Source organism: Pseudomonas antarctica (genome assembly GCF_001647715.1).
Taxonomy (GTDB): domain Bacteria; phylum Pseudomonadota; class Gammaproteobacteria; order Pseudomonadales; family Pseudomonadaceae; genus Aquipseudomonas; species Aquipseudomonas antarctica_A.
Genome location: NZ_CP015600.1, coordinates 2,044,665 through 2,070,083 on the forward strand (window position 1 = coordinate 2,044,665; position 25,419 = coordinate 2,070,083).

Sequence of the window (25,419 nt, forward strand, 5' to 3'; positions counted from 1 at the left end):
ACAACGGTTGAGTCTCGGTGAAACAGATGTCCGTCACCGATGGCGAGTTTCCAATTATTACGCTACTGTATGCCCGTACAGTGATTGAGTAGAGGGAACGCCCGTGGTGAATGTTGAACAACTGAAAAGCAGCGTCAATCGCATGTCCGCCGATGTCGTGCGCGACGCGGTGAACGAGCTGCGCCTGGATGGCCTGGTCACGGAAGGCAAGACGCCGTTTAACAAAGTGCATTTCAATACCTGCTTCGCCGAAATCGAGGCCTTGTTCCAGCGCGCCGGTTACCACAAGCAGTTGGATGTCGTGGGTTACCAGGGCTTGTTGTACGCGCTTTACGATCCTGGCCGTTGGGAAGCGGTGGACGTGCTGCGCTGGCTCAAGGAGTTTACCGACGCCGCCAGTGCCTCGCCGATCCTGCGGGCCGAATTGGCAAAGGCCTGAGATCCGCCCTAGGCTCAATCCCGCTCCATGCGGGATAATGCCTGCCTGATTTTCCAGGCTTCGAGCATTGTCATGTCCACATCCGGTTTCTCCGCGTCCCAGCACCAAGCCAGCACGTTGTATTTGCCACCTGGCCCTTGGGCAACCGTGCTGGATTGCCTGTGCGAGCATTTTCCGGCGATCAGTCGTGAACACTGGCTGGACCGCATCGCCCGAGGCCGTGTGCTCGACATCAACGGCAACCCGATCAGCCTCGGCCTGGCCTACAAGGAAGGCCTGTGCATTTATTACTTCCGTGAAGTACCGAATGAGAAGGTGATCCCGGTAAAGGAAACCATCCTGTACGCCGACGAACATTTGGTCGTGGCCGACAAGCCGCATTTTCTGCCGGTAACGCCTGCCGGCGAATACGTCGAGCAGACCCTGTTGCGCCGCCTGATTCGTCGCCTGGATAACCCCGCGCTTGTTCCCTTGCATCGCATCGACCGCCATACGGCCGGGCTGGTGCTGTTCTCGGCCAACCCGCAAAGCCGTTCGACGTATCAACAGCTATTTCCCACGCGGCGCATCGACAAATTCTACGAAGCTATCGCCCCAGCCTTGCCGAACCTGACGTTCCCCATGGTGCACAAAAGCCGCCTGGTGGATGGCGAGCCGTTCTTCCGCATGCAGGAAGGGCCGGGCGCCAGCAACACCGAAACCGCGGTGGAAGTGCGCGAAAAAAATGGCGACCTGTGGCGCTACGGCCTGTTCCCCGTGACCGGCAAGAAGCACCAGCTGCGCGTGCACATGACCGCGCTGGGGGCGAGTATCTGCAATGACCCGTTCTACCCCGACGTGATCAAGGACGCCGAAGACGACTACGCCAAGCCACTCAAGCTGCTGGCCCAGGGCGTGCGGTTTATCGACCCGGTCACGGGTGAACAACGCGAGTTCCGCAGCCGGATCAGTCTCGACTGGTAACCCCCGGAAACGACAAGGCCCGCGCGAGGCGGGCCTTGTTGGCAAACCCTAAGACTTACAGGTCTTTAACGGTGCGAACCTGATCTTTGTTGATGCGGGTCTGCTTGCCGTCAAGTTGTTCGAACTCATAGAAGCCCGAAGCCTTGTCATATTTAGGGGTGTCGACGGCCTGGATTTCGCGACCGTCATTCAGGGTGATCACTGTAGGCGAGGCGCAACCGGCGAGAGTGGCGAGGCCCAGTGCAAGCATGAGAGCGGCGATGGTCCGTTGAGTCATGAGTGTGTCTCCAAAAGAATTCTTTTAAACAGCTGACCTTGTGACGCGCGTGGCGTCGACAAAGTTCCTTGTGCGAGGTTCATTCTGACACGCCGAACCCTGGGTGCAACAGCTCCGGTGTGTTCAGGTTGGCCAGCCGCGGGTCTTGCGCCTGGCATTCCAGGCCCACGCCACCCAGTTGCAAGAGGATCTTGCGCGGGCTGCGTTCACCGGCGTCCCATGCCCGTTCTACCTCGGTTTGGAGGCAAGTCGGGATGATGCAGATCAAGGGTTCCCAGAATTCGCCCTGACGCACCATCACCGGCAGCAGCGGATTGCGGCGAGCAGTCTCACGCAGGTCAGTGAGTAGTCCCACGTCTATATTCGGCACGTCACATGGCAGTATCAACACATGCTCATGATGTGCGGCAGCCAAGCCTGCACGGATGCCTGCCAGCGGGCCGGGGAAGTCTGGGTTGTCGTCGCTCACCAACTGGTCGGCATAGGGCGCGTACCGCTCGTGGTTGCGGTTGCACGAGATAATCAGGTCGTCCGTCAGTGGCCGGGTCAGGCGCTGCAAGTGCGCGATCAGCGGCTGACCCTGCCATTGCAACAGGCCTTTGTCCTGGCCGCCCATACGTTGGCCACGGCCACCGGCCAGCAGCAGAATCGAACAGGGCAGGGGCGAAGAATCGAGAGACATGGCGGTTCCGCTGCGGCAGGTAAATAGGGCCCTGTGATATAACATCGGGCTGTTCCTTCGACAACCGGACCGAGCCATGAAAGCCAAGGCTGATGCGCCCTTCGTACCCCTGAATATCGCTGTACTGACCGTCAGCGACACCCGCACCCTGGACACCGACACCTCGGGCCAGGTCTTCGTCGACCGCCTGACCGCCGCCGGCCACAACCTGGCCGAGCGCGTGCTGCTCAAGGACGACCTCTACAAAATTCGCGCCCAAGTCGCCCACTGGATCGCCGAAGACGTGGTGCAAGTGGTGCTGATCACCGGTGGCACCGGCTTCACCGGCCGTGACAGCACGCCCGAAGCGGTGAGCTGCCTGCTGGACAAGCAAGTCGATGGGTTTGGCGAACTGTTCCGCCAGATCTCGGTGGCCGATATCGGCACCTCCACCGTGCAATCGCGCGCCCTGGCCGGCCTGGCCAATGGCACGCTGGTATGTTGCCTGCCGGGATCGACCAATGCGGTGCGCACGGGCTGGGATGGCATCCTTGCCGAGCAACTGGATAACCGCCATCGCCCGTGCAACTTCGTTCCCCACCTGAAGCAGGCCGAACCCTGCGAATCCCGTGGATAAGCCCGGTAAAACCGGCGCTTTGCTGCCGGTGGAAGACGCGTTGCGCCAACTGCTGGACATGGCCGAAGCCGCGCCGATCCGTGAGCAGGACGTGCTGCCTCTGGGCGAGTGCGATGGCCGTGTGCTGGCGCAAGACCTCATCTCCACCCTCGATCTGCCGCCCTGGCCCAACAGCGCCATGGACGGCTACGCCCTGCGGCTGTCGGACTGGAATGGCGAGCCCTTGCCCGTCAGCCAGCGCATCTTCGCCGGCCAGGCGCCGCAGCCATTGGCGCAAGGCACTTGCGCGCGCATCTTTACCGGCGCCCCGGTGCCCGAAGGTGCGGACTGTGTAGAGATGCAGGAAAACGCCGTGGTCCACGCCGACGAACGCGTGGGCTTCTCCGAACCCTTGCAGGTCAACCAGAACATCCGCCCCCAAGGCCAGGAAACCACCGTCGGCGAGTGTGTATTAACCGCCGGCACCCGGCTCGGCCCGATCGAGCTGGGCCTGGCTGCGTCCCTCGGCCATGACCGCCTGAGTGTGGTGCGCCGCGTGCGCGTGGCCGTGCTGTCCACCGGTGACGAGCTGATCGAGCCGGGCTTGCCGCTGGGCCCGGGGCAAATCTACAACAGCAATCGCCGTGTGCTGTGCAGCTGGCTTGCGCGGATGGGCTGTGAAGTGATCGATGCCGGGATTCTGCCGGATGATCTGGAAAAAACCCGCACACGCCTGGCCGATTTGGGCAGTGTCGACTTGATTCTGTCGACCGGTGGCGTGTCGGTGGGCGAGGCGGACTTCCTCGGCATCGCCCTGCGCGAAGAGGGTGAGCTGGCCTTGTGGAAGCTGGCGATCAAACCGGGAAAACCGCTGACCTTCGGCCATTTTCGTGGCGTGCCGGTGATCGGCCTGCCGGGCAACCCGGCCTCGACTCTGGTGACCTTCGCGCTGCTGGCCCGCCCTTATCTGCTGCGCCGCCAAGGTGTGCAGGACGTGGCGCCGCTGCGTTTCGAAGTGCCGGTGGGCTTCACCTGGCCCAAGCCGGGCAATCGCCGCGAGTATCTGCGCGGGCGTATCGAGCAGGGCAAAGCAATCATCTACCGCAACCAGAGTTCCGGCGTGCTGCGCAGCGCGGCGTGGGCCGAGGGGTTTGTGGAGGTGTTGGAGGGAACGACGTTGGCATTGGGGGATCGAGTCAACTTCATCCCCCTGAGTGAAGTCCTGAACTAACAATAGAGAGCTAAATGTGGGAGCTGGCTTGCCTGCGATGGCGATGTGTCAGCTTGCTTATCTGGAGCAGGTGTACCGCTATCGCAGGCAAGCCAGCTCCCACATTTTGGATTGTGTATCTCTGAGACTTTTCAGTAATCGTCGCCACGCTCCGTCACATCCCGCTCCACCGGCTCGGCATTCGGGTCATACCCCACCGGGAACTTGCCTTTCAACGTCCAGGCAAACGCAATGATCTCCGCCACCGTGCGGTACAACTCCTCCGGGATACTGTCCCCCAATTCCATGCGCGCCAGCAGCTTCACCAGCTCCGCGTTCTCATAGATCGGCACTTCATTTTCCCGCGCCAACTTCAAAATGGCTTCGGCCAGGGCATCGTCGCCCTTGGCTGTCAGGGTCGGTGCTTGCTGGCCGTCATACTTGAGGGCAATCGCCTGGCGCGGTGGGGTTGAGTTTTTCATGCGGTTTCATCCACCCAGCGTTGCTCCAGTCCGGTGCGTGGCCCGCGTGGCGGGGTGCCGAGGTGGCAATCCAGGTCGCCGACATTGAGACCCGAGGTCACCAGGCGCTCGCGTAAGTTGCCCAAGTGGCTTTCGATCAAACTGGCGGTAAAGGGCCGAGTCGCCCACAACTGGCTGGACAGTTTGCCCTGTGTCAGTTGCGCCTGAACCTGCAGCGGCCCGAGCGGCTCCATGTCGAACGCCAGCTCGACGCGCCAGAGCATCTGCTTGGGGTCTTTTTTGTCTTTGCGCTCGGGCTGGTCCTTGTCCGGCGTGGGTTCTTCGCGCTGGAACTTGACCTGCAATGGCACGATGTCCTGCAAGGTGCGCATGGGGATTTCCAACTGCCAGGTGGTCTGCAGCCGGCCGTCGGCCGTGGTGCCGGTCTGCTCCAGGCTCGACAGCTGGTGGCTCTGCAAGCGTGAAATCGCCCCGGCTGCCAGGCGCAGCAGGTTTTCCAGGTCGCTTTCGCCTTCCAGGCGCTGCATCAACCGATCCGGCAGCGGAAACCCAGCGGGTGCTTGCCGGGCGCTGATCTGGCCGAGCGTACTCAGCGGGTTGCGCACGAAGTTCGGCAGCACCTGGGCCAGGGTATTGGCGGCGAGGATGGCGTTGAGGTTGGTGCCGGTGGGCAGGGCCGGCACCAGCTCGGCGACCAGGCGCAGCAGTGCGCCTTTCATGTCCAGCGGGGGAATTTGCGGGTTTTGCCCGACCAACAACTTGGCTTCAAGAAACGCGCCGCTGTTCTGGACCAATTGCGCCAGGACCTTGGGATTGCTGACTTGTGCCAGGTCTGGCAGGGCCGCCAGCAAACGCGCGGCGGCGGCGCGCAGGTCGGTGGAGGTGCTGTCATCAGCGGGCAAGTTTTGCAAGGCAGTAAAGACCACGTCCAGCGAACCCTGGCGGCTTTGCTGGGTCGAGAGCTGTTGCGCGACGGCCAATTGATCCTTAAGCCCGCTTAACGGCACGAAATTCAAGGTTTGCGCATTCTGCACCACGGCGCTGAGTAAACTGCCGACCCTTAGTGGCTGCGGGCTTTCCAGGGTCAGCGTCGTCCCGGCGAGGGCGTTATTGAGCACTGTCACCAGCGAGCGATAGATCGCCGGTTGCGTCGCGCCCTGCGGCAGCATCTGGGTGGTCAGCACCTTGGCCTGCAACAGCGTGCCTTCCGGCATTTGCGTGGTGTCGATACGGGTGAGGGCGGCCACATTGGCACTCAAGGCTTGCTGCAAGGTAATGGTCAGGTTGCCTGTCGGCGTCTGGCTCACCGCCACGTTGCTGCCCAGCGGCAATGGTTGCGCGCTGCTGGCTTGCACCAGGGTCTGGCGGCCGCCTTCGAGGGTCAACTTGAGCAACAGTTGAAACGCGTCGCCGCCTTGTTTAAGCGCAATCACCTCGGCGTTTACAGTTTTCCCAGGGTCGATCAAGCCGGTCTGCGGCTCCAGCAGTTTGAGCAACTCACCGGTAGGGGGCAGCGGGGCTGGCCCGGTGGCCGGGGCAGGAGGCAGCGTAGGAAGGTTGATCTCACCGGTCATCGTGCGCGTCGTCTCTGGGGAAATTGCCCTCTTTAGAGTAGGGCATCACATGTATAATGCCGCCCGTCTGCAAAGAGAGCGGTAAAAACCTCACAACTATTTGATCCAGCTCTCTAAAATCGGTCGCCAAAGCCGTTATTGTGCATCTCTCTATAACGGCCGCTGCACCGCCGACTTGAACCGTAAAGGCCCGCGATCTCTTGACCAGCCCTCTTCTTGAAGCCGTAGCGCTTGCCTGTGAACGCGACCTGCGGATGCTGTTCGAACACCTCGAACTGCGTCTGGCGGGCGGCGACATGGTGCAAATCAGCGGCCCGAACGGCAGCGGCAAAACCAGTTTGCTGCGCTTGCTGGCCGGGTTGATGCAGCCGACGGCAGGTGAGGTGCGACTCAACGGCAAGCCGCTCAACGAACAACGCACCGAACTCGCCCGCAACCTTATCTGGATCGGCCACGCCGCCGGGATCAAGGATGTGCTCACGCCCGAAGAAAACCTCAGTTGGCTCAGTGCCCTGCATCATCCGGCGTCCCGCGACGCCATCTGGCAAGCCCTGGCGGCGGTCGGCCTCAAGGGTTTCGAAGACGTGCCCTGTCATACGTTGTCCGCCGGGCAGCAACGCCGCGTGGCCCTGGCCCGTTTGTATCTGCCCGGCCCGCCGCTGTGGATTCTCGACGAACCGTTCACCGCCCTCGACAAACAAGGCGTGGCTCAACTCGAAGCACACCTGGCCCGGCACTGCGAGCAGGGTGGGTTGGTGGTCCTCACGACTCACCACAGTCTGACGCACGTGCCTGCCGGTTACCGTGACCTGGACTTGGGCCGGTGGTCGCTATGAGTGTGTTTGCCCTGTTGGTCGCCCGTGAAGCACGATTGCTGTGCCGTCGCCCGGCTGAATTGGCCAATCCGCTGGTGTTCTTCGCTATTGTCATCGCGTTGTTCCCGTTGGCGGTCGGCCCCGATACTAAACTGTTGCAAACCTTGTCCCCGGGGCTGGTGTGGGTGGCAGCGCTTTTGTCCGTCCTGCTCTCGCTGGATGGGCTGTTTCGCAGTGATTTCGAAGACGGTTCCCTGGAACAGTGGGTCCTTTCGTCGCACCCTTTGCCACTTCTGGTACTGGCAAAGGTACTGGCACACTGGGCTTTTTCCGGCTTGGCGCTAGTCTTGCTCTCGCCGCTGCTGGCGATGATGTTGGGCTTGCCCGTCGAATGCCTGCCGGTGTTGCTGTGTTCCTTGTTACTCGGTACGCCGGTGCTCAGCCTGTTGGGGGCGGTGGGCGCAGCGTTGACCGTCGGTTTGAAGCGGGGCGGCCTGTTACTGGCCCTGCTGATTCTGCCTTTGTATATCCCGGTGTTGATCCTGGGCAGCGGTGCTTTGCAAGCCGCGCTCATGGGCATGCCGGCGACGGGTTACCTCTTGTGGCTTGGCAGCCTGACCGCCCTGGCGGTAACCCTGACACCCTTTGCTATAGCGGCTGGCCTGAAGATCAGCGTCGGCGAATAATGAGGTCTGGTTAAGCGTTATTAACCAGTAAAGACCCTGAGTTTCTCGCAAAGACGAGAAACAACCGTGATGGAAACAGCAATGAACTGGACCTGGTTTCACAAGCTCGGCTCGCCCAAATGGTTTTACGGCATCAGCGGCAAGCTGCTGCCGTGGTTGAGCATCGCAGCCCTGTTGCTGATCGGCATCGGCCTGGTCTGGGGGCTGGCCTTCGCGCCGCCGGATTACCAGCAAGGCAACAGCTTTCGCATCATCTATATCCACGTGCCGGCCGCGATGCTGGCCCAGTCCTGTTACGTGATGCTGGCCGTGTGCGGCGTCGTCGGCCTTGTGTGGAAGATGAAGCTGGCCGACGTGGCCCTGCAATGCGCCGCCCCCATCGGCGCATGGATGACTGCCGTGGCGCTGGTCACCGGCGCGATCTGGGGCAAACCGACCTGGGGTTCATGGTGGGTGTGGGATGCGCGTCTCACGTCGATGCTGATCCTGCTGTTCCTGTACTTCGGCCTGATTGCCCTGGGCAACGCCATCAGTAACCGTGACAGCGCCGCCAAGGCCTGTGCGGTACTGGCCATCGTCGGCGTGATCAACATCCCGATCATCAAGTACTCGGTGGAGTGGTGGAACACCCTGCACCAGGGCGCCACCTTCACCCTCACCGAAAAACCGGCAATGCCCGTGGAAATGTGGGCGCCGCTGCTGCTGATGGTGCTGGGGTTCTACTGCTTCTTCGGCGCCGTGCTGCTGATGCGCATGCGCCTCGAGGTGCTCAAGCGTGAAGCCCGCGCCAGTTGGGTCAAGGCCGAAGTGCAAACCTGCCTGGGAGCGCGTGGATGAGTTTTGCTTCTTTCAGTGATTTTCTCGCCATGGGCCATCATGGCCTGTATGTCTGGACGGCCTATGGCATCTGCCTGGCGGTGCTGGCCCTTAACGTCGCCGCGCCGATCCTGGCCCGCAAGCGTTACCTGCAACAAGAGGCGCGTCGTCTGCGCCGGGAGACCGAAAAGTGAATCCGCTGCGTAGAAAGCGTCTGTTGATCATCCTTGCCATCCTGGCCGGCGTGAGTATTGCCGTGGGCCTGGCGATGAGCGCCCTGCGGGAGAACATCAACCTGTTCTACACCCCAACCCAGATCGCCAATGGCGAAGCCCCGCAGGACACGCGCATTCGCGCCGGCGGCATGGTAGAGAAGGGCTCGCTGAAGCGTTCCGGCGATTCTCTGGACGTGACCTTCGTGGTCACCGACTTCAACAAGGCCGTCACCATTACCTATCGCGGCATCCTCCCGGACCTGTTCCGCGAGGGCCAGGGCATCGTCGCCCTGGGCAAGCTCAACGCTGAGGGCGTAGTCGTCGCCGATGAAGTGCTGGCCAAGCACGATGAGAAATACATGCCGCCGGAAGTTACCAAGGCGCTCAAAGACAGCGGCCAATCCGCCCCAGGCGCAACTTCACAGCCTGCCAAGGAGGGTTAAGCCATGACATCTGCACTGTTTATTCCGGAGCTGGGTCAGTTGGCGATGATCCTCGCCCTGTGCTTTGCCGTCGTCCAGGCCGTGGTGCCGTTGCTCGGTGCCTGGCGCGGCGACCGCCTGTGGATGAGCCTGGCCCAGCCGGCCGCCTGGGGCCAGTTTGCCTTCCTGGTGTTCGCGTTCGGTTGCCTGACCTACGCTTTTATGACCGACGACTTTTCCGTCGCCTATGTGGCCAATAACTCCAACAGCGCGCTGCCTTGGTACTACAAGTTCAGCGCCGTGTGGGGCGCCCACGAAGGCTCGTTGCTGCTGTGGGCGTTGATCCTCGGTGGCTGGACCTTCGCCGTGTCGGTGTTCTCGCGCCAATTGCCACAAGTCATGCTGGCGCGGGTGTTGGCGGTGATGGGCATGATCAGCATCGGCTTCCTGCTGTTCCTGATCATGACCTCCAACCCGTTCAGCCGCATCCTGCCGCAGATCCCGGTAGACGGGCATGATCTCAACCCGCTGCTGCAGGACATCGGCCTGATCGTGCACCCGCCGATGCTCTACATGGGTTACGTCGGTTTCTCGGTGGCCTTCGCCTTCGCCATCGCCGCCTTGCTCGGCGGGCGCCTCGATGCCGCTTGGGCGCGCTGGTCGCGGCCGTGGACCATCGTCGCCTGGGCCTTCCTCGGTATTGGTATCACCTTGGGGTCATGGTGGGCCTATTACGAACTCGGCTGGGGCGGCTGGTGGTTCTGGGACCCGGTGGAAAACGCCTCGTTCATGCCATGGCTGGTCGGTACGGCGCTGATTCACTCGCTGGCCGTCACCGAAAAGCGCGGCGTGTTCAAGAGCTGGACCGTGTTGCTGGCCATCGCGGCGTTTTCCCTCAGCCTGCTCGGCACCTTCCTCGTGCGTTCGGGCGTGCTGACGTCGGTGCATGCGTTTGCGTCCGACCCTGAGCGCGGCGTATTCATCCTGATCTTCCTGCTGTTTGTAGTCGGCGGCTCACTTACCCTGTTCGCCCTGCGCGCGCCGGTGGTCAAGAGCCAGGTCGGTTTCAACCTGTGGTCGCGGGAGACCCTGCTGCTGGGCAATAACCTGGTGCTGGTGGTGGCCGCGTCGATGATTCTGCTTGGCACCCTTTACCCGCTGGTGCTGGATGCCTTGAGCGGCGCCAAGTTGTCCGTTGGCCCGCCGTATTTCAACGCGCTGTTTATTCCATTGATGGGCCTGTTGATGGTGGTCATGGCGGTCGGCATGCTGGTGCGCTGGAAAGACACCCCGGTGAAATGGCTGGCCGGCATGCTGATGCCAGTGCTGTTGGGCAGCGTGGCCCTGGCGGTGATCGCCGGGTTCGCTTACGGCGATTTCAACTGGGCGGTGCTCGCCACCTTCCTGCTCGCCGCCTGGGTGTTACTGGCCGGCGTGCGCGATATTGTCGACAAGACCCGTCACAAAGGCCTGATCAAAGGCTTGCCAACCTTGACCCGCAGCTATTGGGGCATGCAAATCGCCCACATCGGCATTGCCGTGTGCGCTCTGGGCGTGGTGCTCTCCAGCCAGAACAGCGCCGAGCGCGACCTGCGCCTGGCACCCGGCGAGTCCATGGACCTGGCCGGCTACCACTTCATCTTCGAAGGCGCCAAGCACTTCGAAGGCCCTAACTTTACCTCCGACAAAGGCACCATCCGTGTAGTGCGCAACGGCAAGGAAGTGGCCGTGTTGCATCCGGAAAAACGTCTGTACACCGTGCAGAGCTCAATGATGACCGAAGCCGGGATCGACGCCGGTTTCACCCGCGACCTCTATGTGGCGCTGGGTGAACCGCTGGGCGACGGCGCCTGGGCGGTGCGTGTGCACGTCAAACCGTTCGTGCGCTGGATCTGGTTCGGCGGTTTGCTCACCGGTTTTGGTGGTTTGCTGGCCGCGCTGGACCGGCGTTATCGGGTCAAGGTCAAGAGCCGGGTGCGCGAAGCCCTCGGCCTTTCAGGAGCGGCGGCATGAAGCGTTGGTTGATGGTGTTACCGCTGGCGGCCTTTTTGGTGGTGGCAGTGTTCCTGTATCGCGGGCTGTACCTGGACCCGGCCGAGTTGCCCTCGGCGATGATCGGCAAGCCCTTCCCGGCGTTCAGCCTGAAGACCGTGCAGGGTGACAAGACCCTGACCCAGGCCGACCTGTTGGGCAAACCGGCGCTGGTCAACGTGTGGGCGACCTGGTGCATCTCGTGCCGCGTCGAACACCCGGTGCTGAACAAATTGGCCGAGAAGGGCGTGGTGATCTACGGCATCAACTACAAGGACGACAATGCGGCGGCCTTGAAGTGGCTGGCGGAGTTCCACAACCCTTATCAATTGGACATTCGCGATGAAGACGGCAACCTCGGTTTGAACCTTGGCGTATATGGCGCCCCGGAAACCTTCTTTATCGATGCCAAGGGCGTGATCCGCGACAAATACGTCGGCGTGATCGATGAAGTGGTCTGGCGCGAGCAATTGGCCGCCAAGTACCAGGCGCTGGTCGATGAGGCCCAGCCATGAAGCGTCTGTTAGCTGCTGCGGTGCTGGCGCTGGGATTGGCCGGCGTGGCCCACGCCGCCATCGACACCTACGAATTCGCCAAGGACGGTGACCGCGAGCGGTTTCGCGAACTGACCAAGGAACTGCGCTGCCCCAAGTGTCAGAACCAGGACATCGCCGACTCCAACGCGCCCATCGCCGCCGACTTGCGCAAAGAGATCTTCCGCATGCTGGGCGAGGGCAAGGACAACCAGCAGATCATCGACTTCATGGTCGACCGCTACGGTGATTTCGTGCGCTACAAACCGGCCCTCAACGGCAAGACCGCACTGCTCTGGTTCGGCCCCGCCGGGCTGTTGCTGGCCGGCGTGGTGGTCATGGCCGTGATTGTCCGCCGTCGTCGCGCCGCACCCACCGATGGGTCCGACGCACTATCCCCCGAAGAGCGCAAGCGCCTCGACCAATTGCTGGACACCAAGACTGATGATTGATTTTTGGCTCGCAGCAGGGTTGCTGCTCCTGATTGCCCTGAGTTTCCTGTTAATCCCTGTATTGCGCGGCCGCCGCGCCCAGCGTGAAGAGGATCGCACCGCGCTGAACGTGGCGCTCTACCAGGAACGCGTCGCCGAGCTGCAAGTGCAGCAGGACGAAGGCGTGCTGAATGCCGTGCAACTCGACACCGGCCGCGCCGAAGCGGCCCGCGAGCTGCTGGCCGACACCGAAGGCGTAGAAAAGCCCCGCGAATCGCGCCTGGGCAAACCGCTGCCGTTTCTGGCGGCTTTCCTGGTGCCGGTGCTGGGCGTTGCGCTGTACCTGCATTACGGGGCAAGCGACAAGGTCGAACTGACCCGCGAATTCTCCCAGCCGCCGGTGTCCATGCAAGACATGACCCAGCGTCTGGAGCGTGCCGCCGCTGCCCAGCCGGACTCGCCGGAAGGCCTGTACTTCCTCGGCCGCGCCTATATGGCTCAGGACCGCTCGGCCGATGCGGCGAAAGTCTTCGAACGCACCGTGGCGTTGGCCGGTCGTCAGCCGGAACTGCTCGGCCAGTGGGCCCAGGCGCAGTACTTTGCCGACAACAAGCAATGGTCGCCCAAGGTGCAGGCGTTGACTGATGAAGCCTTGAAGCTGGACCCGAAGGAAGTTACCAGCCTTGGTTTGCTTGGCATTGCCGCCTTTGAAGGTCAGCGCTACCAAGAGGCAATCGACTACTGGAACCGCCTGTTGGCGCAATTGCCACCGGCAGATAATTCACGTGTCGCCCTGCAAGGCGGCATCGACCGCGCGGCGGAGAAGCTCAAGGAAAGCGGCGGTACCGTTGCGCAAAAAACCGTGATGAAAGTGCGTGTGGACCTGTCTGCCGAGGTGAAGGCCAAAGCCTTGCCAACCGATAGCGTGTTCATCTTCGCCCGTGCCGTAAACGGTCCGCCGGCGCCGTTGGCCGCCAAGCGCGTCACCGTTGCCGAACTGCCGGTCACTGTCGAACTGGGCGATGCTGACGCGATGATGCCGCAGTTGAAACTGTCGAACTTCCCCGAAGTCCAACTGGTTGCGCGCATATCCCGGGCCGGTCAACCGACCACTGGCGAATGGATCGGCCGCAGCCAACCCTTGGCCAGCAGCACCACTGCCTTGCAGACGCTGACCATCGACAGTCCGGACAAGTAAATCGAGGAAACGCCTATGACCGCTCTTGCACGTATCACCCTGCTCAGCCTGGTACTCGGCTTGAGCGCTTGTGCGGTCCACCGGCCACCTCCCGCGCCCACCGGCCCGACCATCCCACCGTCGGGCCCGTCGACTCAACCAAGCACCAAACCTTCCGGCCCGGTAACGCCACCGCCGAAGCCGCTGCCGAGCAAATCGCCGACCTTCGCCCCGCCACCGGGCGCCGCCAGCCACTGGGACGGCACGATGCAGGTGTATGTGCTGGACGAACAGCCCGACACCTTCTACCGCCAGCGCACCTACTACCGCTGGAGCAACGGCTGGAGCCGCGCCATCAGCCCGAACGGCCCGTGGGAAGAGACCGACGTGCACGGCGTGCCGCCGGGGTTGAGCAAGCAATACGCGCAATGACAAAAGGCGACCTTCGGGTCGCCTTTTTTATGGCCTTGAAATGTATTTATCCAAACACCGGAGATCAAATGTGGGAGCGGGCTTGCTCGCGAAAGCGCAGTGTCAGCCAGCCTATCAATCACTGACCCACCGCCTTCGCGAGCAAGCCCGCTCCCACCGTTTTGATCTTCTTCTGATCTGACATTTAGGCCTGCTCCACCCTCGTGCAAGATATTCCCTGATGTACACCCACTCACTGTGGGAGCTGGCTTGCCATCAAGCCACGGGATACTCCCGATTCAGCGCTTGATCCACCAACTGCACACCACAGAGATCGTAGGAAAAGTCGCGAAACTCCCCAGAGTTTGTTATCTGTATTCTTAATTCCCCGTCAACGAAATAGAGCTCAGTCCCGCATGCAACAAGTCTGGCGACAAGCAAAGAGAGGATGTTGATGGCAGGCAGGTTGATCTATCTCATCGGGCCATCGGGTTCGGGCAAGGACAGCCTGCTGGATGCCGCACGCCCACGGCTGGGCGAGCGCGGTTGTCGGATTGTGCGCCGGGTGATTACACGCTCGGCGGAAGCTGTGGGCGAAGCGGCGCAGGGCGTCAGCCCGGAGCAGTTTGCCGCGATGCAGGCCGAGGGCGCCTTTGCCCTCAGTTGGCAAGCCAATGGGTTGTCCTATGGCATTCCCAAAGGCATCGACGAGTGGCTGGCGGCAGGGGACGACGTGCTGGTCAATGGCTCGCGCGCGCACCTGGCGCAAACCCGCGAGCGCTACCCGACGGTGCTGGTATTGCTGTTGACGGTTGATCAGGCCGTACTGCGCCAGCGCCTGGTCGCGCGCGGGCGTGAGTCCCTGACGGACATCGAAGAACGTTTGGCGCGCAACGCGCGGTTCACCGCCGAGCTGATTGCCGGTCATGGCGCGGGGTTGTTCGTGCTGGATAACTCCGGCCCGCTGGAGCACACGGTCGAGCGTCTGCTGTGCTGTCTCGACCACGGGCACTCGAGCGGTTTGGTGAACTGAGCGTCAGCGCGTTGCCGTTGCAACACTCAACGCTGACCTTGGGTTATCTGCTGGAAGGCGAAGGGCGGCGCTTCGGCGCGAGTTGCCGTGGCATGTGACGGTGGCAGGGGATGGCCGAATTGTTTGAACACCGCATAGCCTGTGGGCGCTTTATTGTTCGCAGGTCTTTATTCCAAATCGGGCGGTGAAGGCCTTGCGCCCCTTGGCCGTCAACCCCAGCGCCCGACTGTCCAGGTCCTGGGTCACCCATTCACGGCGGATAACGCACTGCAAAAATGCTGCGCCCAACGCACCGGCCAGGTGTGGGCGGCGCATGCTCCAGTCCAGGCAGGCACAGGCAAAGCGCCGGCGCTGTGCGCGCAGTGCGGCGGTATCAACCCCGAGTTCTATCATCGCTGTTTCGCCGAGCGCAGTGAGCTGGTAGGTGCCGTCGCCAACCAGCCAACGGGACGCGATGAAGTGGTCATGCAGTTGCACGGCCAGTGTGCCCGCCATGTGGTCGTAACAGGTACGTGCGAACTGTAAACGACTGGGCGTGGTCGAGACGAACGCCGTGGTGGTCGTGCGGCTGATCACCATCAAGCCCTCGATAGCCTGGGCTACATGGGGGCCGGCCAGGCTGTAATAGCGATGGCGTCCCTGGCTGTGCAGCGTGAGCAAGCCATCGTGCTTGAGCCTGGCCAGGTGGGCGCTGGCGGTGGAGGTGCTGACCCCGGCAATCGCCGCCATCTCGGTGCTGGTGCGCGCATGGCCATCCATCAGCGCGCAGAGCATTTTTGTCCGCGCAGGTTCCGCAATCGCACCTGCGACGTGTGAGAGCGCCGCGTCATCGTCATGGGCGTGCATAGTTCGTTCCTGAGCGAATCATTGCCGTGTGGGAGGGCTGATAGTAACGCTTTCTTTGAGTACAGGACGTCCCGGATGACACCGTTGCAAGCTGCCACCCATGTTGATCCCTATCCGTATTACGCAGGCCTTCGGCGTAACCCTGAATTGATGTTCGATGCCGATCTTGGCCTATGGATCGCCAGCCGCGCCAGCACGGTCGAGGCGGTGCTGGCGCACCCCGACTGTCGCGTGCGCCCGCTTAACGAGCCGGTGCCCAAGAGCCTTGCACAAGGTGCGGCAGGCCAGGTTTTTGCGCGATTAATGCGTATGAACGAGGGGCAGGCTCATCGATGCCCGAGAGCGGCGGTTGAACCTGCGCTGGCGGGTGTGGGCGCGCAACCCATCGCAGACGTGGTCGGGCAGCTCATCGACAGCATGGGTAACCTCGACACCCTGATGTTCAGCTTACCTGTCTCGGTGGTTGCGGCGCTGTTGGGGTTTCAGGCGCAGCAGTTGGCGTCTGTCGCCGGGCTCACGCGGGACTTCGTCGCCTGCCTTTCACCGCTGAGCAGTGAACCCCAATTGCTTAAAGCGGATGCCGGCGCGTCTCGGCTGCGGCAGATGTTCAGTGACCTGCTGGAAGAAACAGCGCTGCTGGCCCACCTGCGTAGCGGCGATTGGCAAGACGCTGATGTATTGACTGCCAACCTGATCGGGCTGCTGTCGCAGACCTGCGAAGCCACCGCCGGCTTGATCGGTAATTCGCTGGTCATGCTCGCTCGGCGGCCTGATCTGGTGGATCGGATTCTGCACACGCCAGCCCTCGCACTGTCACTGGTGGAGGAGGTCGCCCGCTACGACTCGCCGGTGCAAAACACACGACGATTCGTCGCCGAGGACTGCACGATTGGCAACCGTGTCCTTGCAGCGGGGGATAGCATTTTGGTGCTGTTGGCGTGTGCCAATCGGGACGTTGAGGCAAACCCGAATCCCGACAGCTTTGAGCTTGAGCGCGCGCACCGGCGCCTCTTCAGTTTTGGTTCGGGGCGCCATCAGTGCCCTGGCCAACGCCTCGCGCTGAGCATTGCCTCGCAGGCCGTATCGGCCTTGTTGCATCGTCAGCCTGGCTTGCTGGCCGGCGCTGGCCGGTTCAGCTACTGGCCGTCACTTAACGGCCGTATCCCCAGGTTTCACGCGGCGGCGCTAAGCCAGTAACCTTTCTACACAGGGGTAAAACCACATGGGTTCAATATCCCGTAAAACAACCGCCAGTCAGACTTACGCAATCTGTGCTTGAGTAAAGATAACTCTAGGGTTACTTTTATTCAGGCCGAGCCAAGAAGGCTGGGGTGCAAAGCAGGTTATTGATCAAGGCGCTGCAAGAGGCGGGCTGGGTGCTGGATAGGGTCACGGGCAGTCATCACATTTTCACTCACCGCTATAGCCCGTACACGATCCCGGTGCCGCACCCCAAGAAGGACCTGCCGTTGGGCACGGTCAGAAGTATCAGGAAGCGCGCCGGGCTGTTTCAGTTTTAAGGAGAGCACTCATGCAATACCCAATCTGTATCGAATGGGGCGATGACTTCACCGCCACCGGTATTCAGATCCCCGATATTCCAGGTGCTGTCACCGCCGGGGACAGTTTTGAAGAGGCGTACAACGCCGCTGTGGAAGTCGCGCACATCATGCTGCAAGAGATCGCGGCAGAGGGGGGCGTGATTCCGATGCCAACCTCAGTGGCCCATCATCATGCCCACGAAGACTACGCGGGGATGGGCTGGGGCATGCTGGAGTTGGACATCTCGCCCTATCTGGGCAAGACCGAGAAGGTCAATGTGACCTTGCCCGGTTATGTCATTCAGCGCATCGACCGCTATGTGCGCGAGCACAAGGTCAAAAGCCGCTCGTCATTTCTGGCGGATGCGGCGTTGGAGAAGTTGGTGCGTTCTTAGGAATACTCAGGCGGTCGCGACTGCGGTCTGCCGCGAGGTACTCAAAAACCGCAACAACGCCACCAGTGGGAACGCACTGCCCACCAGCATCACGCCCAACCAGCCGCCGTGTTCATACACGCTGCTGGCAATCGCCGAGCCAAACGCGCCGCCGATGAAGATGCTGGTCATGTACAGCGCGTTCAGGCGGCTACGGCTGTTGGCGTCGAGGGCGTAGATGGCGCGCTGGCCGAGGACCATGTTCATCTGCACGCAGAAGTCCAGGACCACACCGGTCACCGCCAGGCCAATCACGCTGTACAGCGGGTGCACCAAGGCTGGCAGGAAGCTCAACGCAGCAAACAGCATGGCCAGCAGCGAGGCGCGGTGCGTGTGGCCGGCGTCGGCGAGGCGCCCGGCGATGGGGGCGGCAATAGCGCCCAGGGCACCGACCAGGGCAAACAGCGCGATCTCGCTTTGGCTCAGGCCGTGATTACGCGCCAGTTCCAACGGGGCAGCCGTCCAGAACAGGCTGAACGTGGCGAACATGCAGCCCTGATAAAACGCCCGTTGGCGCAATACCGGTTGCTGGCGCAGCAGGGTGCCGAGTGAGCGCAGCAGTTGGCCGTAGCTGGCACTGTGGTCGGGTTGACGTTTGGGGATGGTCAGCAACAGGACCACGCTGATAAACGCCATCAACGCGGCTGCAGCCATGAACATCGCACGCCAGCCGAAATGGTCGGCCACGACGCTGGACACCGGCCGTGCCAGCAGGATACCGAGCAGCAGCCCGCCCATGATGCTGCCGACCACACGGCCACGGGACTCGGCAGGCGCCAGGTGCGCGGCCAGCGGAATCAGAATTTGCACCGAGACGGAACTGAAACCGATCAGCAGTGACACCAGCAGGAACAGATTCGGTTGCTCGGTAAACGCTGCGCCCAACAGGCTGGCGATGGCCAGCACGGTGGTGGCAATCATCAGCTTGCGGTTTTCCAGCAGGTCGCCCAGCGGCACCAGGAAGAACAGGCCAAGCGCGTAGCCGATTTGCGTCAGCGACACAATCAGGCTGGCCATCGCCGGGGTCAGGCCGATGTCCGGCGCAATCAATTCGATGATCGGTTGGGCATAGTAGATGTTGGCCACAATGGCGCCGCAACAGAACGCAAACAACATCACCATGCCTCGGGTCATGGTGCTCGCAGCGGGTGGGGTAGCGTTCATGGCGTTCTCGTTAAAGCGAAGGAAGAAGGCGTGCGAGAGTAAAGACATCGCCGCGGCCGGAGTAGAGCGCTGGCAGTGATATCACTCATGCCGGAAATTAATGACTGAAACGTTAACTTTCGGGTCGAACGCCAATGATACATTCAGCCACAACTGCCGAAACAGGAAATCCACGTTCATTAAGATCACGTTGAACAAGATGCTCATGGCTTCAACCCTCGCCGCGGCCATGGCGATTGGCTTGGCCAATGCCGCTGAGGCCCCACGTGTCGGTGTGCGCGGCGCCATCACCGCGATGGACGGCGACGCGATGCACGTCAAGGTCAGCAGCGGTGAGGACGTCACCGTGCACCTGACCAAGGCCACCCAGGTACGCGCCGTCACCCTGGCCAAGATCGATGAGATCAAGCCCGGCAGCTACATCGGTTCCGCTGCCATGCCCAACGCCGACGGCACCCTCACGGCCCTGGAAGTTCACGTATTTCCACCGGCCATGGCCGGCACGGGCGACGGGCACCGCGCGTTTGACTTGAAAGAAGGCAGCAGCATGACCAACGGCACCGTCGGTGACCTGGTGGTCAGCCATGGGCGCACCCTGACCGTAAAATACAAAGGCGGCGAGCAGAAGATTGTGGTGCCGGATGATGTGCCGATCGTCAACCTGGAGCCGGGGGATCGCAGCTTGCTTAAACCGGGAGTGAAGGTGGTGTTGTTTGCGGCGCAAGCGGCGGATGGGACGATCACCGCCCAGGCGATTTCTGCCGGCAAGGATGGCGTGACGCCGCCGATGTAACTGGCTGGCAGAGAGCCCAATGTGGGAGCGGGCTTGCTCGCGAAGGCGGAGTGTCAGTCACCGAATCAATTGACTGAACCACCGCTTTCGCGAGCAAGCCCGCTCCCACTTTTTTACCGTGTTTGTTCAGTTATTACTGACCGGAATAGATCTGGTCAAACACCCCACCATCATTGAAGTGGGTCTTCTGCACGGTGCGCCAGTCACCAAAGGTCTTCTCGACCGACAGGAAGTCGACTTTCGGGAAACGGTCGGTGTACTTGGCCAGCACCTGTGGGTCACGCGGGCGCAGGTAGTTGTTGGCCGCGATTTCCTGACCTTCCGGCGACCACAGGTATTTCAGGTAGTCCTCGGCGGCGACGCGGGTGCCTTTCTTCTCGACAACCTTGTCCACCACGGAAACCGGCGGCTCAGCCTCGGCAGAGACGCTTGGGTAGATCACTTCGAACTGATCACGGCCGAATTCACGGGCGATCATTTCCGCTTCGTTCTCAAAGGTCACCAGCACGTCGCCGATCTGGTTGGTCATGAACGTGGTGGTGGCGGCACGGCCGCCGGTGTCCAGCACGGGTGCGTGCTTGAACAACTCGCCGACGAACTTCTTCGCCTTGTCTTCGTCACCGCCGTTCTTCAGCACATAACCCCAGGCCGACAGGTAGGTGTAGCGGCCGTTACCCGAGGTTTTCGGGTTGGGCACGATCACTTGCACGCCATCCTTGAGCAGGTCCGGCCAGTCTTTCAGGGCCTTGGGGTTGCCTTTGCGCACGATAAACACCGTGGCGGAGGTGAACGGCGCGCTGTTGTTCGGCAGGCGGGTCACCCAGTTGTCCGGCACCAGTTTGCCGTTGTCCGCCAGGGCGTTGATGTCGGTGGCCATGTTCATGGTGATGACATCAGCCGGCAGGCCGTCGATCACTGAACGGGCTTGTTTGCTGGAGCCGCCGAAGGACATTTGCAAGGTCAGCTTGTCGTTCGGGTGCTCGGCTTCCCAGTGCTTCTGGAAGGCGGCGTTGTAGTCCTTGTAAAAGTCGCGCATGACGTCATACGAGACGTTGAGCAGCGTGACGGGGGCGGCCTGAACGGCGCCCGCCAGGGCAAGGCCGGCGGCCAGGAGAGACGCGCTAACAAGTTTTTTCACTGCTCATTCCTTGTTGTTCGAGAAGGTTGTTGATTGAGTGGGGGCAATTTGCCATCGACTATAGCCGGGCCCGCATAGACGTTTAAAGATTAAAACGAACTTTGCTTATTCCACTTTATGAAACAAGTTACTGCCACAGCGTGAGCAAAACGCCGCGTTGGGCTCGTGGCTGTCTTTTTTGCACACCGGGCAATCGTGTTGCAGTTGTTCACCGCGCATGGCACTTGCCAGCTCGGCGGTGAAAATCCCGGTGGGCACGGCGATGATCGAATAACCCGTGATCATCACCAGCGATGAAATCACCTGGCCCAGCGGGGTCTTCGGCACGATGTCGCCAAAGCCCACGGTGGTAAGGGTCACGATTGCCCAATAGATGCCCTTGGGAATGCTGGTAAACCCGTGTTCCGGGCCTTCAATCACGTACATCAAGGTGCCGAACACCGTGACCAGGGTGCACACGCTCAGCAGGAACACCACGATCTTCTGCTTGCTGCCGCGCAGCGCCGCCATCAAGTAGTTGGCTTGCTTGAGATACGGGCTGAGCTTGAGCACGCGGAAAATCCGCAGCATCCGAATGATGCGGATGATCAGCAGGTACTGCGCATCGCTGTAATACAGCGCGAGAATGCCGGGCACGATGGCGAGCAAATCCACCAGCCCATAAAAACTGAAGGCGTAGCGCAACGGCTTGGGCGAGCAATACAGGCGCAAGCCGTACTCGATGGCGAAGATCACCGTGAAGCCCCACTCGATATAGGCCAGCAGATTCGCGTAGTTCTGGTGAACCTGGTCGATGCTGTCGAGCATCACGATCACAATGCTGGCGAGGATGATCAGCAACAAAATGCCGTCAAAGCGGCGCCCGGCCGCTGTATCGCTTTGGAAAACCATGACGTAGAGGCGCTGACGCCAGTCGTTGTTACTGTCCATAAAACCCGCCTAAATCGAATATCGGGCAAGCCTAGGGGGATTCGAACGGGCTGTCCACGCGGGCTTTGAACAATCGCTGGCTGGCGCGTACCAGCCAGCAGGCGAGGATAAACGGCGCGGTCAGCGCCGGCAGTTGCAGGGCGCTGAACCCCGGCGTGAGCGTAATTGCCAGGCCGATGCCGAGCAGCGGCAACCAAGGCTGGCGGCGCGTCTGGCTCAACGCCAGCGCGGCCAATGCTGGGTTATAGCTGTGCAGGCCGAGAAGGGCGCTGCTGGTTTCGCCCATCAGCAGGGCGATCAGCACGCCGCTGGCGGCACCGATCAGCGCCCACAGCGCGGCACTACGGTCGGCCAGCAACAGCCCAAACGCAATCAGGGCGCCGGCCAGTGGCTGGTCCAGCAGCATGATTTGCGCGAGCCCGGTGAAGGGCGCAGTGAGCACGCCGAGGGTGTCGGGTTCGCTCAAGGTTAAGGTGCCTGCAGGCACTGTGCCCAGCAGCAACCAGGCGAGGCCGACAAAAGGCGCGGTATAGGCGGGCAAGTCATCCGCTTGCGTGGCGTGTTTCAACCATTGCCGTGTGAGCATTGCGCTCAGGCCGCCGCACGCCAGGATCAGCGGCGGCAACAAGGCCGACCAGGCGAAATGCTGGCTGATCAACAAGCCCAGCAGCACACCGTTATAGCTATAAAGGCCGGCCTGACGTTCAGCTTTGGGATAGCCCCGGCGCTGGGCCGTGAGCAACCCCGCCAGGCCACCCAACAACGCCCCGCCAAACAAGGCCGGGGCGCCGATCAGGATGGCCAGCAGGCACAGCAGGCCGCACAGCGGCTGGCGCTGCAGGAAGATCTGGCTGAAGCCATTGAGCAGGGCTTCGGCCCAGTCTGGGCAGGTTGGGTTGTGCATGGTGGTTTAGTCAGTGAGACCGAGTCGCCCCCAATCGCAGGCAAGCCAGCTCCCACATTTGAATGTATTGCACATCAAAATGTGGGAGTCGGGCTTGCCCGCGATGAGGCCCTTACAGGTGCTAAATCAACGTCTCGATGCGCAGCGAGTTGGTCGACCCCGGCTGCCCAAACGGCACTCCCGCGGTAATCACCAGCGTATCCCCGCGCTGCGCCATCCCTTGGGCCTGGGCAATTTCCAGCGCGGTGGAACACACCTCGTCCACCTGGCGCAGCCGATCATTGACCACCGAATGCACGCCCCACGCCACGCTCAAACGGCGGGCCGTGGACAGGTTCGGCGTAAGGTTGAGGATCGGTGCCACCGGCCGTTCCCGCGCCGCGCGCAGGCTGGAGCTGCCGGACTCGCTGTAGTTCACCAGCACCGCCACCGGCAGGATGCTGCTGATACGCCGGATCGCGCAGCTGATCGCGTCCGACACCGTGGCATCGGCCTTGGGCCGGCTCACGTCCAGTTGCGTCTGGTAATCCGGGCCGTTTTCCACCTGGCGGATGATTTTGCTCATCATCTGCACGGCTTCCAGCGGGTATTCGCCCGAGGCGGTTTCCGCCGAAAGCATCACCGCGTCCGCACCTTCGGCCACCGCATTGGCCACATCCGTCACTTCGGCGCGGGTCGGCGCCGGGGAAAAACGCATGGATTCGAGCATCTGCGTGGCCACGACCACCGGCTTGCCCAATTGGCGACAGGTGCTGATGATGTCTTTCTGGATTTGCGGCACGCTTTCGGCGGGCACTTCAACACCTAGGTCGCCTCTGGCCACCATGATCGCGTCGCTCAGTTCGGCGATTTCCTGCAGGCGTAGCACGGCTGAGGGTTTCTCGATCTTGGCCATCAAAAATGCCTTGTCGCCGATCAACTCGCGGGCCTCGCGGATATCTTCCGGGCGTTGCACGAATGACAGTGCCACCCAGTCCACGCCCAGCTCCAGGCCGAAGCTCAGGTCGCGGCGGTCTTTGGCGGTCAATGGGCTGAGTTCCAACAGGGCTTGTGGGACATTCACGCCTTTGCGGTCAGACAGTTCGCCGCCATTCAGCACGGTGGTGTCGATGGCCTCGGCATGTTTGGTGATGACGCGCAGACGCAACTTGCCGTCGTCCAGCAGCAGGTCCATGCCCGGCTCCAGCGCTGCAATGATTTCCGGGTGCGGCAGGTTGACCCGGCACTGATCGCCGGGTGTCGGGTCCAGGTCCAGGCGCAGGGCCTGGCCGCGCACCAGTTGCACCTTGCCCTCGGCAAAGCGCCCGACCCGCAGCTTCGGCCCTTGCAGGTCCATCAGAATGCCCAGCGGGTAATTCAGCTGGCGCTCCACTTGGCGAATCCACTGGTAGCGCTGGGCGTGATCGGCGTGGTCGCCGTGGCTGAAGTTGAGGCGGAAGATATTCACCCCGGCTTCCACCAGCTCGCGGATGTCATCGATACCGTCGGTGGCCGGGCCCAAGGTGGCGAGGATTTTGACCTTCTTGTCAGGCGTCATGGTTGGCAGTCTCAAGAATCAGGATGGCGCGGAAGTCATTGACGTTGGTGCGGGTCGGCTCGGTAACGATCAAACCGTCGAGCGCGGCGAAATAGCCGTAGCCATTGTTGTTGTCCAGTTCGTCACTGGCCGACAGGCCCAAGGCCTCGGCGCGGGCGTAGCTGGTCGGGGTCATGATCGCGCCGGCGTTGTCTTCCGAACCGTCGATGCCGTCGGTGTCACCGGCCAGGGCGTACACGCCGGGCAGGCCTTTGAGGCTGTCGGTCAGGCTGAGCAGGAATTCGGCGTTGCGCCCGCCACGGCCATTGCCGCGCACGGTGACGGTGGTTTCACCGCCGGACAGAATCACGCACGGCGCCGCCAATGGCTGGCCATGCTGCACGATCTGCCGAGCAATACCGGCGTGCACCTTGGCCACGTCCCGCGCTTCGCCTTCGAGGTCGCCGAGGATCAGCGGGCTGAACCCGGCCTGGCGTACTTTCACCGCCACCGCTTCCAGGGATTGCTGCGGGCGGGCGATTAACTGGAAGTGACTGCGGGCCAGCACCGGGTCGCCGGGTTTGACGGTTTCCGAAGCCGGGTTCTGCAACCAGCTGCGCACCGAGGCGGGCGCGTCGATGCCGTAGCGCTTGAGAATCGCCAGGGCTTGTTGCGACGTGCTCGGGTCGCCGACGGTGGGGCCGGAAGCGATGACGGTGGCCTGGTCGCCCGGCACGTCGGAAATCGCGTAGGTGTACACCGTCGCTGGCCATGCGGCCTTGGCCAATCGGCCGCCCTTGATGGCCGAGAGGTGTTTGCGCACGCAATTCATCTCGCCAATGGTCGCGCCGGATTTAAGCAGCGCTTTGTTGATGGCTTGCTTGTCGGCCAGGGTGATGCCTTCGGCGGGCAGGGCCAGCAAGGCCGAGCCACCGCCGGACAGCAGGAAAATCACGCGGTCGTCTTCGCCCAGGTTGCTGATCAGTTCCAGTACGCGCTTGGCCACCGCCAGGCCGGCGGCATCCGGCACCGGGTGGGCGGCTTCGACCACTTCGATTTTTTTGCACGGCGCGCCGTGGCCGTAGCGGGTGACCACCAGGCCGGTGACTTCGCCTTGCCAGCAGTTCTCGACGACGAGTGCCATGGCGGCCGCGGCTTTGCCGGCGCCGATCACGATCACACGGCCGCTGCGGTCAGCGGGCAGATAAGGTTCAAGGACATGCCGGGGGTGGGCGGCGTCGATGGCTGTGGCAAACAGCTCGCGAAGCAGGTGTTGCGGATCGACCGACATAAGCGGGCTCCCGGGGATTTTTGTTATTAGAGATGGATCAATTTCAGACTTGGAATGCAATCAAAGGTGG

General features: G+C 62.0%; 30 protein-coding genes and 1 pseudogene. 20 read left to right on the forward strand and 11 right to left on the reverse strand.

The window, feature by feature from the left end:
- Positions 1–103: 103 nt before the first annotated feature.
- On the forward strand, positions 104–439 hold the full coding sequence (locus tag A7J50_RS09480; protein WP_016978478.1) for a hypothetical protein: 336 nt from the start codon (positions 104–106) through the stop codon (positions 437–439).
- 72 nt (positions 440–511) lie between these two features.
- On the forward strand, positions 512–1,402 hold the full coding sequence (locus A7J50_RS09485) for a pseudouridine synthase (protein WP_064454887.1): 891 nt from the start codon (positions 512–514) through the stop codon (positions 1,400–1,402).
- Between the two features lie 55 nt (positions 1,403–1,457).
- On the opposite strand, the gene A7J50_RS09490 is transcribed toward A7J50_RS09485, so the two are convergent.
- Positions 1,458–1,679, reverse strand: coding sequence for a YgdI/YgdR family lipoprotein (locus A7J50_RS09490; RefSeq protein ID WP_017136187.1), 222 nt, complete (start codon positions 1,677–1,679; stop codon positions 1,458–1,460).
- A gap of 79 nt (positions 1,680–1,758) precedes the next feature.
- Positions 1,759–2,361: a molybdenum cofactor guanylyltransferase MobA gene (mobA, locus tag A7J50_RS09495; RefSeq protein ID WP_064451564.1), complete on the reverse strand. Its 603-nt coding sequence runs from the start codon at positions 2,359–2,361 to the stop codon at positions 1,759–1,761.
- A 76-nt stretch (positions 2,362–2,437) separates the two neighbouring features.
- On the opposite strand from mobA, the gene moaB reads away from it, so the two are divergent.
- Together moaB and glp are read left to right on the forward strand one after the other, a co-directional pair.
- Positions 2,438–2,977, forward strand: a complete 540-nt coding sequence (gene moaB / locus A7J50_RS09500) for a molybdenum cofactor biosynthesis protein B (protein ID WP_056857153.1) — start codon at positions 2,438–2,440, stop codon at positions 2,975–2,977.
- Positions 2,970–4,187, forward strand: coding sequence for a gephyrin-like molybdotransferase Glp (glp, locus tag A7J50_RS09505; RefSeq protein WP_064451565.1), 1,218 nt, complete (start codon positions 2,970–2,972; stop codon positions 4,185–4,187). Before moaB ends, glp begins: the two co-directional genes overlap by 8 nt.
- A 131-nt stretch (positions 4,188–4,318) precedes the next feature.
- Here the strand turns inward: glp and A7J50_RS09510 are convergent, their stop codons facing one another.
- Entirely contained in the window at positions 4,319–4,648 is a 330-nt protein-coding gene (locus A7J50_RS09510; protein ID WP_064451566.1) for an EscU/YscU/HrcU family type III secretion system export apparatus switch protein, read from the reverse strand.
- Positions 4,645–6,222, reverse strand: a complete 1,578-nt coding sequence (locus A7J50_RS09515) for a flagellar hook-length control protein FliK (RefSeq protein WP_064451567.1) — start codon at positions 6,220–6,222, stop codon at positions 4,645–4,647. The genes A7J50_RS09510 and A7J50_RS09515 overlap by 4 nt, the downstream gene beginning before the upstream one ends.
- A gap of 200 nt (positions 6,223–6,422) precedes the next feature.
- On the opposite strand from A7J50_RS09515, the gene ccmA reads away from it, so the two are divergent.
- The 12 genes and pseudogenes from ccmA to A7J50_RS31895 form a co-directional block, all read left to right on the forward strand.
- Entirely contained in the window at positions 6,423–7,058 is a 636-nt protein-coding gene (ccmA, locus tag A7J50_RS09520) for a cytochrome c biogenesis heme-transporting ATPase CcmA (RefSeq protein WP_064451568.1), read from the forward strand.
- On the forward strand, positions 7,055–7,723 hold the full coding sequence (ccmB, locus tag A7J50_RS09525) for a heme exporter protein CcmB (protein ID WP_064451569.1): 669 nt from the start codon (positions 7,055–7,057) through the stop codon (positions 7,721–7,723). The genes ccmA and ccmB overlap by 4 nt, the downstream gene beginning before the upstream one ends.
- An 81-nt stretch (positions 7,724–7,804) precedes the next feature.
- On the forward strand, positions 7,805–8,560 hold the full coding sequence (locus tag A7J50_RS09530; protein WP_064451570.1) for a heme ABC transporter permease: 756 nt from the start codon (positions 7,805–7,807) through the stop codon (positions 8,558–8,560).
- Complete coding sequence (gene ccmD, locus A7J50_RS09535) at positions 8,557–8,733, forward strand: heme exporter protein CcmD (RefSeq protein WP_003172771.1); 177 nt, start codon at positions 8,557–8,559, stop codon at positions 8,731–8,733. Before A7J50_RS09530 ends, ccmD begins: the two co-directional genes overlap by 4 nt.
- A complete protein-coding gene (gene ccmE, locus A7J50_RS09540; RefSeq protein WP_064451571.1) occupies positions 8,730–9,197 on the forward strand; it encodes a cytochrome c maturation protein CcmE in 468 nt (155 codons plus the stop codon). Before ccmD ends, ccmE begins: the two co-directional genes overlap by 4 nt.
- A gap of 3 nt (positions 9,198–9,200) precedes the next feature.
- Positions 9,201–11,189, forward strand: coding sequence for a heme lyase CcmF/NrfE family subunit (locus tag A7J50_RS09545; protein ID WP_064451572.1), 1,989 nt, complete (start codon positions 9,201–9,203; stop codon positions 11,187–11,189).
- Positions 11,186–11,722 (forward strand): DsbE family thiol:disulfide interchange protein, encoded by a 537-nt coding sequence (locus A7J50_RS09550; protein WP_064451573.1) that lies wholly within the window; start codon positions 11,186–11,188, stop codon positions 11,720–11,722. The genes A7J50_RS09545 and A7J50_RS09550 overlap by 4 nt, the downstream gene beginning before the upstream one ends.
- Positions 11,719–12,192: a cytochrome c-type biogenesis protein gene (locus A7J50_RS09555; protein WP_064451574.1), complete on the forward strand. Its 474-nt coding sequence runs from the start codon at positions 11,719–11,721 to the stop codon at positions 12,190–12,192. The genes A7J50_RS09550 and A7J50_RS09555 overlap by 4 nt, the downstream gene beginning before the upstream one ends.
- Positions 12,185–13,369: a c-type cytochrome biogenesis protein CcmI gene (gene ccmI / locus A7J50_RS09560; protein WP_064451575.1), complete on the forward strand. Its 1,185-nt coding sequence runs from the start codon at positions 12,185–12,187 to the stop codon at positions 13,367–13,369. Before A7J50_RS09555 ends, ccmI begins: the two co-directional genes overlap by 8 nt.
- Before the next feature lie 15 nt (positions 13,370–13,384).
- Positions 13,385–13,780, forward strand: coding sequence for a hypothetical protein (locus A7J50_RS09565; protein ID WP_064451576.1), 396 nt, complete (start codon positions 13,385–13,387; stop codon positions 13,778–13,780).
- Positions 13,781–14,213: 433 nt separating this feature from the next.
- On the forward strand, positions 14,214–14,792 hold the full coding sequence (gene phnN / locus A7J50_RS09570; RefSeq protein ID WP_064454888.1) for a phosphonate metabolism protein/1,5-bisphosphokinase (PRPP-forming) PhnN: 579 nt from the start codon (positions 14,214–14,216) through the stop codon (positions 14,790–14,792).
- Positions 14,777–14,863, forward strand: a pseudogene (locus tag A7J50_RS31895) (phosphonate metabolism protein PhnP); the annotation flags it as partial. The gene phnN and the pseudogene A7J50_RS31895, both read left to right, overlap by 16 nt.
- 79 nt (positions 14,864–14,942) lie before the next feature.
- Here A7J50_RS31895 and A7J50_RS09575 read toward each other — a convergent pair.
- On the reverse strand, positions 14,943–15,638 hold the full coding sequence (locus A7J50_RS09575; RefSeq protein WP_064451577.1) for an ArsR/SmtB family transcription factor: 696 nt from the start codon (positions 15,636–15,638) through the stop codon (positions 14,943–14,945).
- 75 nt (positions 15,639–15,713) lie between these two features.
- Between A7J50_RS09575 and A7J50_RS09580 the strand changes: the two genes are divergently transcribed.
- The 3 genes from A7J50_RS09580 (at position 15,714) to A7J50_RS09590 (ending at position 17,574) form a co-directional block, all read left to right on the forward strand.
- Positions 15,714–16,835 carry a cytochrome P450 gene (locus A7J50_RS09580; RefSeq protein WP_064451578.1) on the forward strand — a complete coding sequence of 374 codons (1,122 nt, stop codon included), beginning with the start codon at positions 15,714–15,716 and terminating at the stop codon, positions 16,833–16,835.
- 134 nt (positions 16,836–16,969) lie between these two features.
- On the forward strand, positions 16,970–17,158 hold the full coding sequence (locus A7J50_RS09585) for a type II toxin-antitoxin system HicA family toxin (protein WP_064451579.1): 189 nt from the start codon (positions 16,970–16,972) through the stop codon (positions 17,156–17,158).
- A gap of 11 nt (positions 17,159–17,169) precedes the next feature.
- A complete protein-coding gene (locus A7J50_RS09590) occupies positions 17,170–17,574 on the forward strand; it encodes a type II toxin-antitoxin system HicB family antitoxin (RefSeq protein WP_064451580.1) in 405 nt (134 codons plus the stop codon).
- A gap of 6 nt (positions 17,575–17,580) precedes the next feature.
- Here the strand turns inward: A7J50_RS09590 and A7J50_RS09595 are convergent, their stop codons facing one another.
- Positions 17,581–18,777, reverse strand: coding sequence for an MFS transporter (locus tag A7J50_RS09595; RefSeq protein WP_082895853.1), 1,197 nt, complete (start codon positions 18,775–18,777; stop codon positions 17,581–17,583).
- Positions 18,778–18,955: 178 nt separating this feature from the next.
- Between A7J50_RS09595 and A7J50_RS09600 the strand changes: the two genes are divergently transcribed.
- On the forward strand, positions 18,956–19,570 hold the full coding sequence (locus A7J50_RS09600; protein WP_064454889.1) for a DUF5666 domain-containing protein: 615 nt from the start codon (positions 18,956–18,958) through the stop codon (positions 19,568–19,570).
- A 133-nt stretch (positions 19,571–19,703) separates the two neighbouring features.
- On the opposite strand, the gene A7J50_RS09605 is transcribed toward A7J50_RS09600, so the two are convergent.
- The 5 genes from A7J50_RS09605 to A7J50_RS09625 form a co-directional block, all read right to left on the reverse strand.
- On the reverse strand, positions 19,704–20,708 hold the full coding sequence (locus A7J50_RS09605) for a sulfate ABC transporter substrate-binding protein (RefSeq protein ID WP_064451582.1): 1,005 nt from the start codon (positions 20,706–20,708) through the stop codon (positions 19,704–19,706).
- Positions 20,709–20,813: 105 nt separating this feature from the next.
- Positions 20,814–21,638 (reverse strand): ion transporter, encoded by an 825-nt coding sequence (locus A7J50_RS09610; RefSeq protein ID WP_064451583.1) that lies wholly within the window; start codon positions 21,636–21,638, stop codon positions 20,814–20,816.
- Between the two features lie 31 nt (positions 21,639–21,669).
- The gene (locus A7J50_RS09615) at positions 21,670–22,542 is read right to left on the reverse strand and encodes an urea transporter (RefSeq protein WP_064451584.1); all 873 of its coding nucleotides are present in this window, start codon (positions 22,540–22,542) and stop codon (positions 21,670–21,672) included.
- A gap of 121 nt (positions 22,543–22,663) precedes the next feature.
- On the reverse strand, positions 22,664–24,079 hold the full coding sequence (gene pyk / locus A7J50_RS09620) for a pyruvate kinase (RefSeq protein WP_064451585.1): 1,416 nt from the start codon (positions 24,077–24,079) through the stop codon (positions 22,664–22,666).
- Positions 24,069–25,349 (reverse strand): glycerate kinase type-2 family protein, encoded by a 1,281-nt coding sequence (locus A7J50_RS09625; RefSeq protein ID WP_064451586.1) that lies wholly within the window; start codon positions 25,347–25,349, stop codon positions 24,069–24,071. Before A7J50_RS09625 ends, pyk begins: the two co-directional genes overlap by 11 nt.
- Positions 25,350–25,419 lie beyond the last annotated feature (70 nt).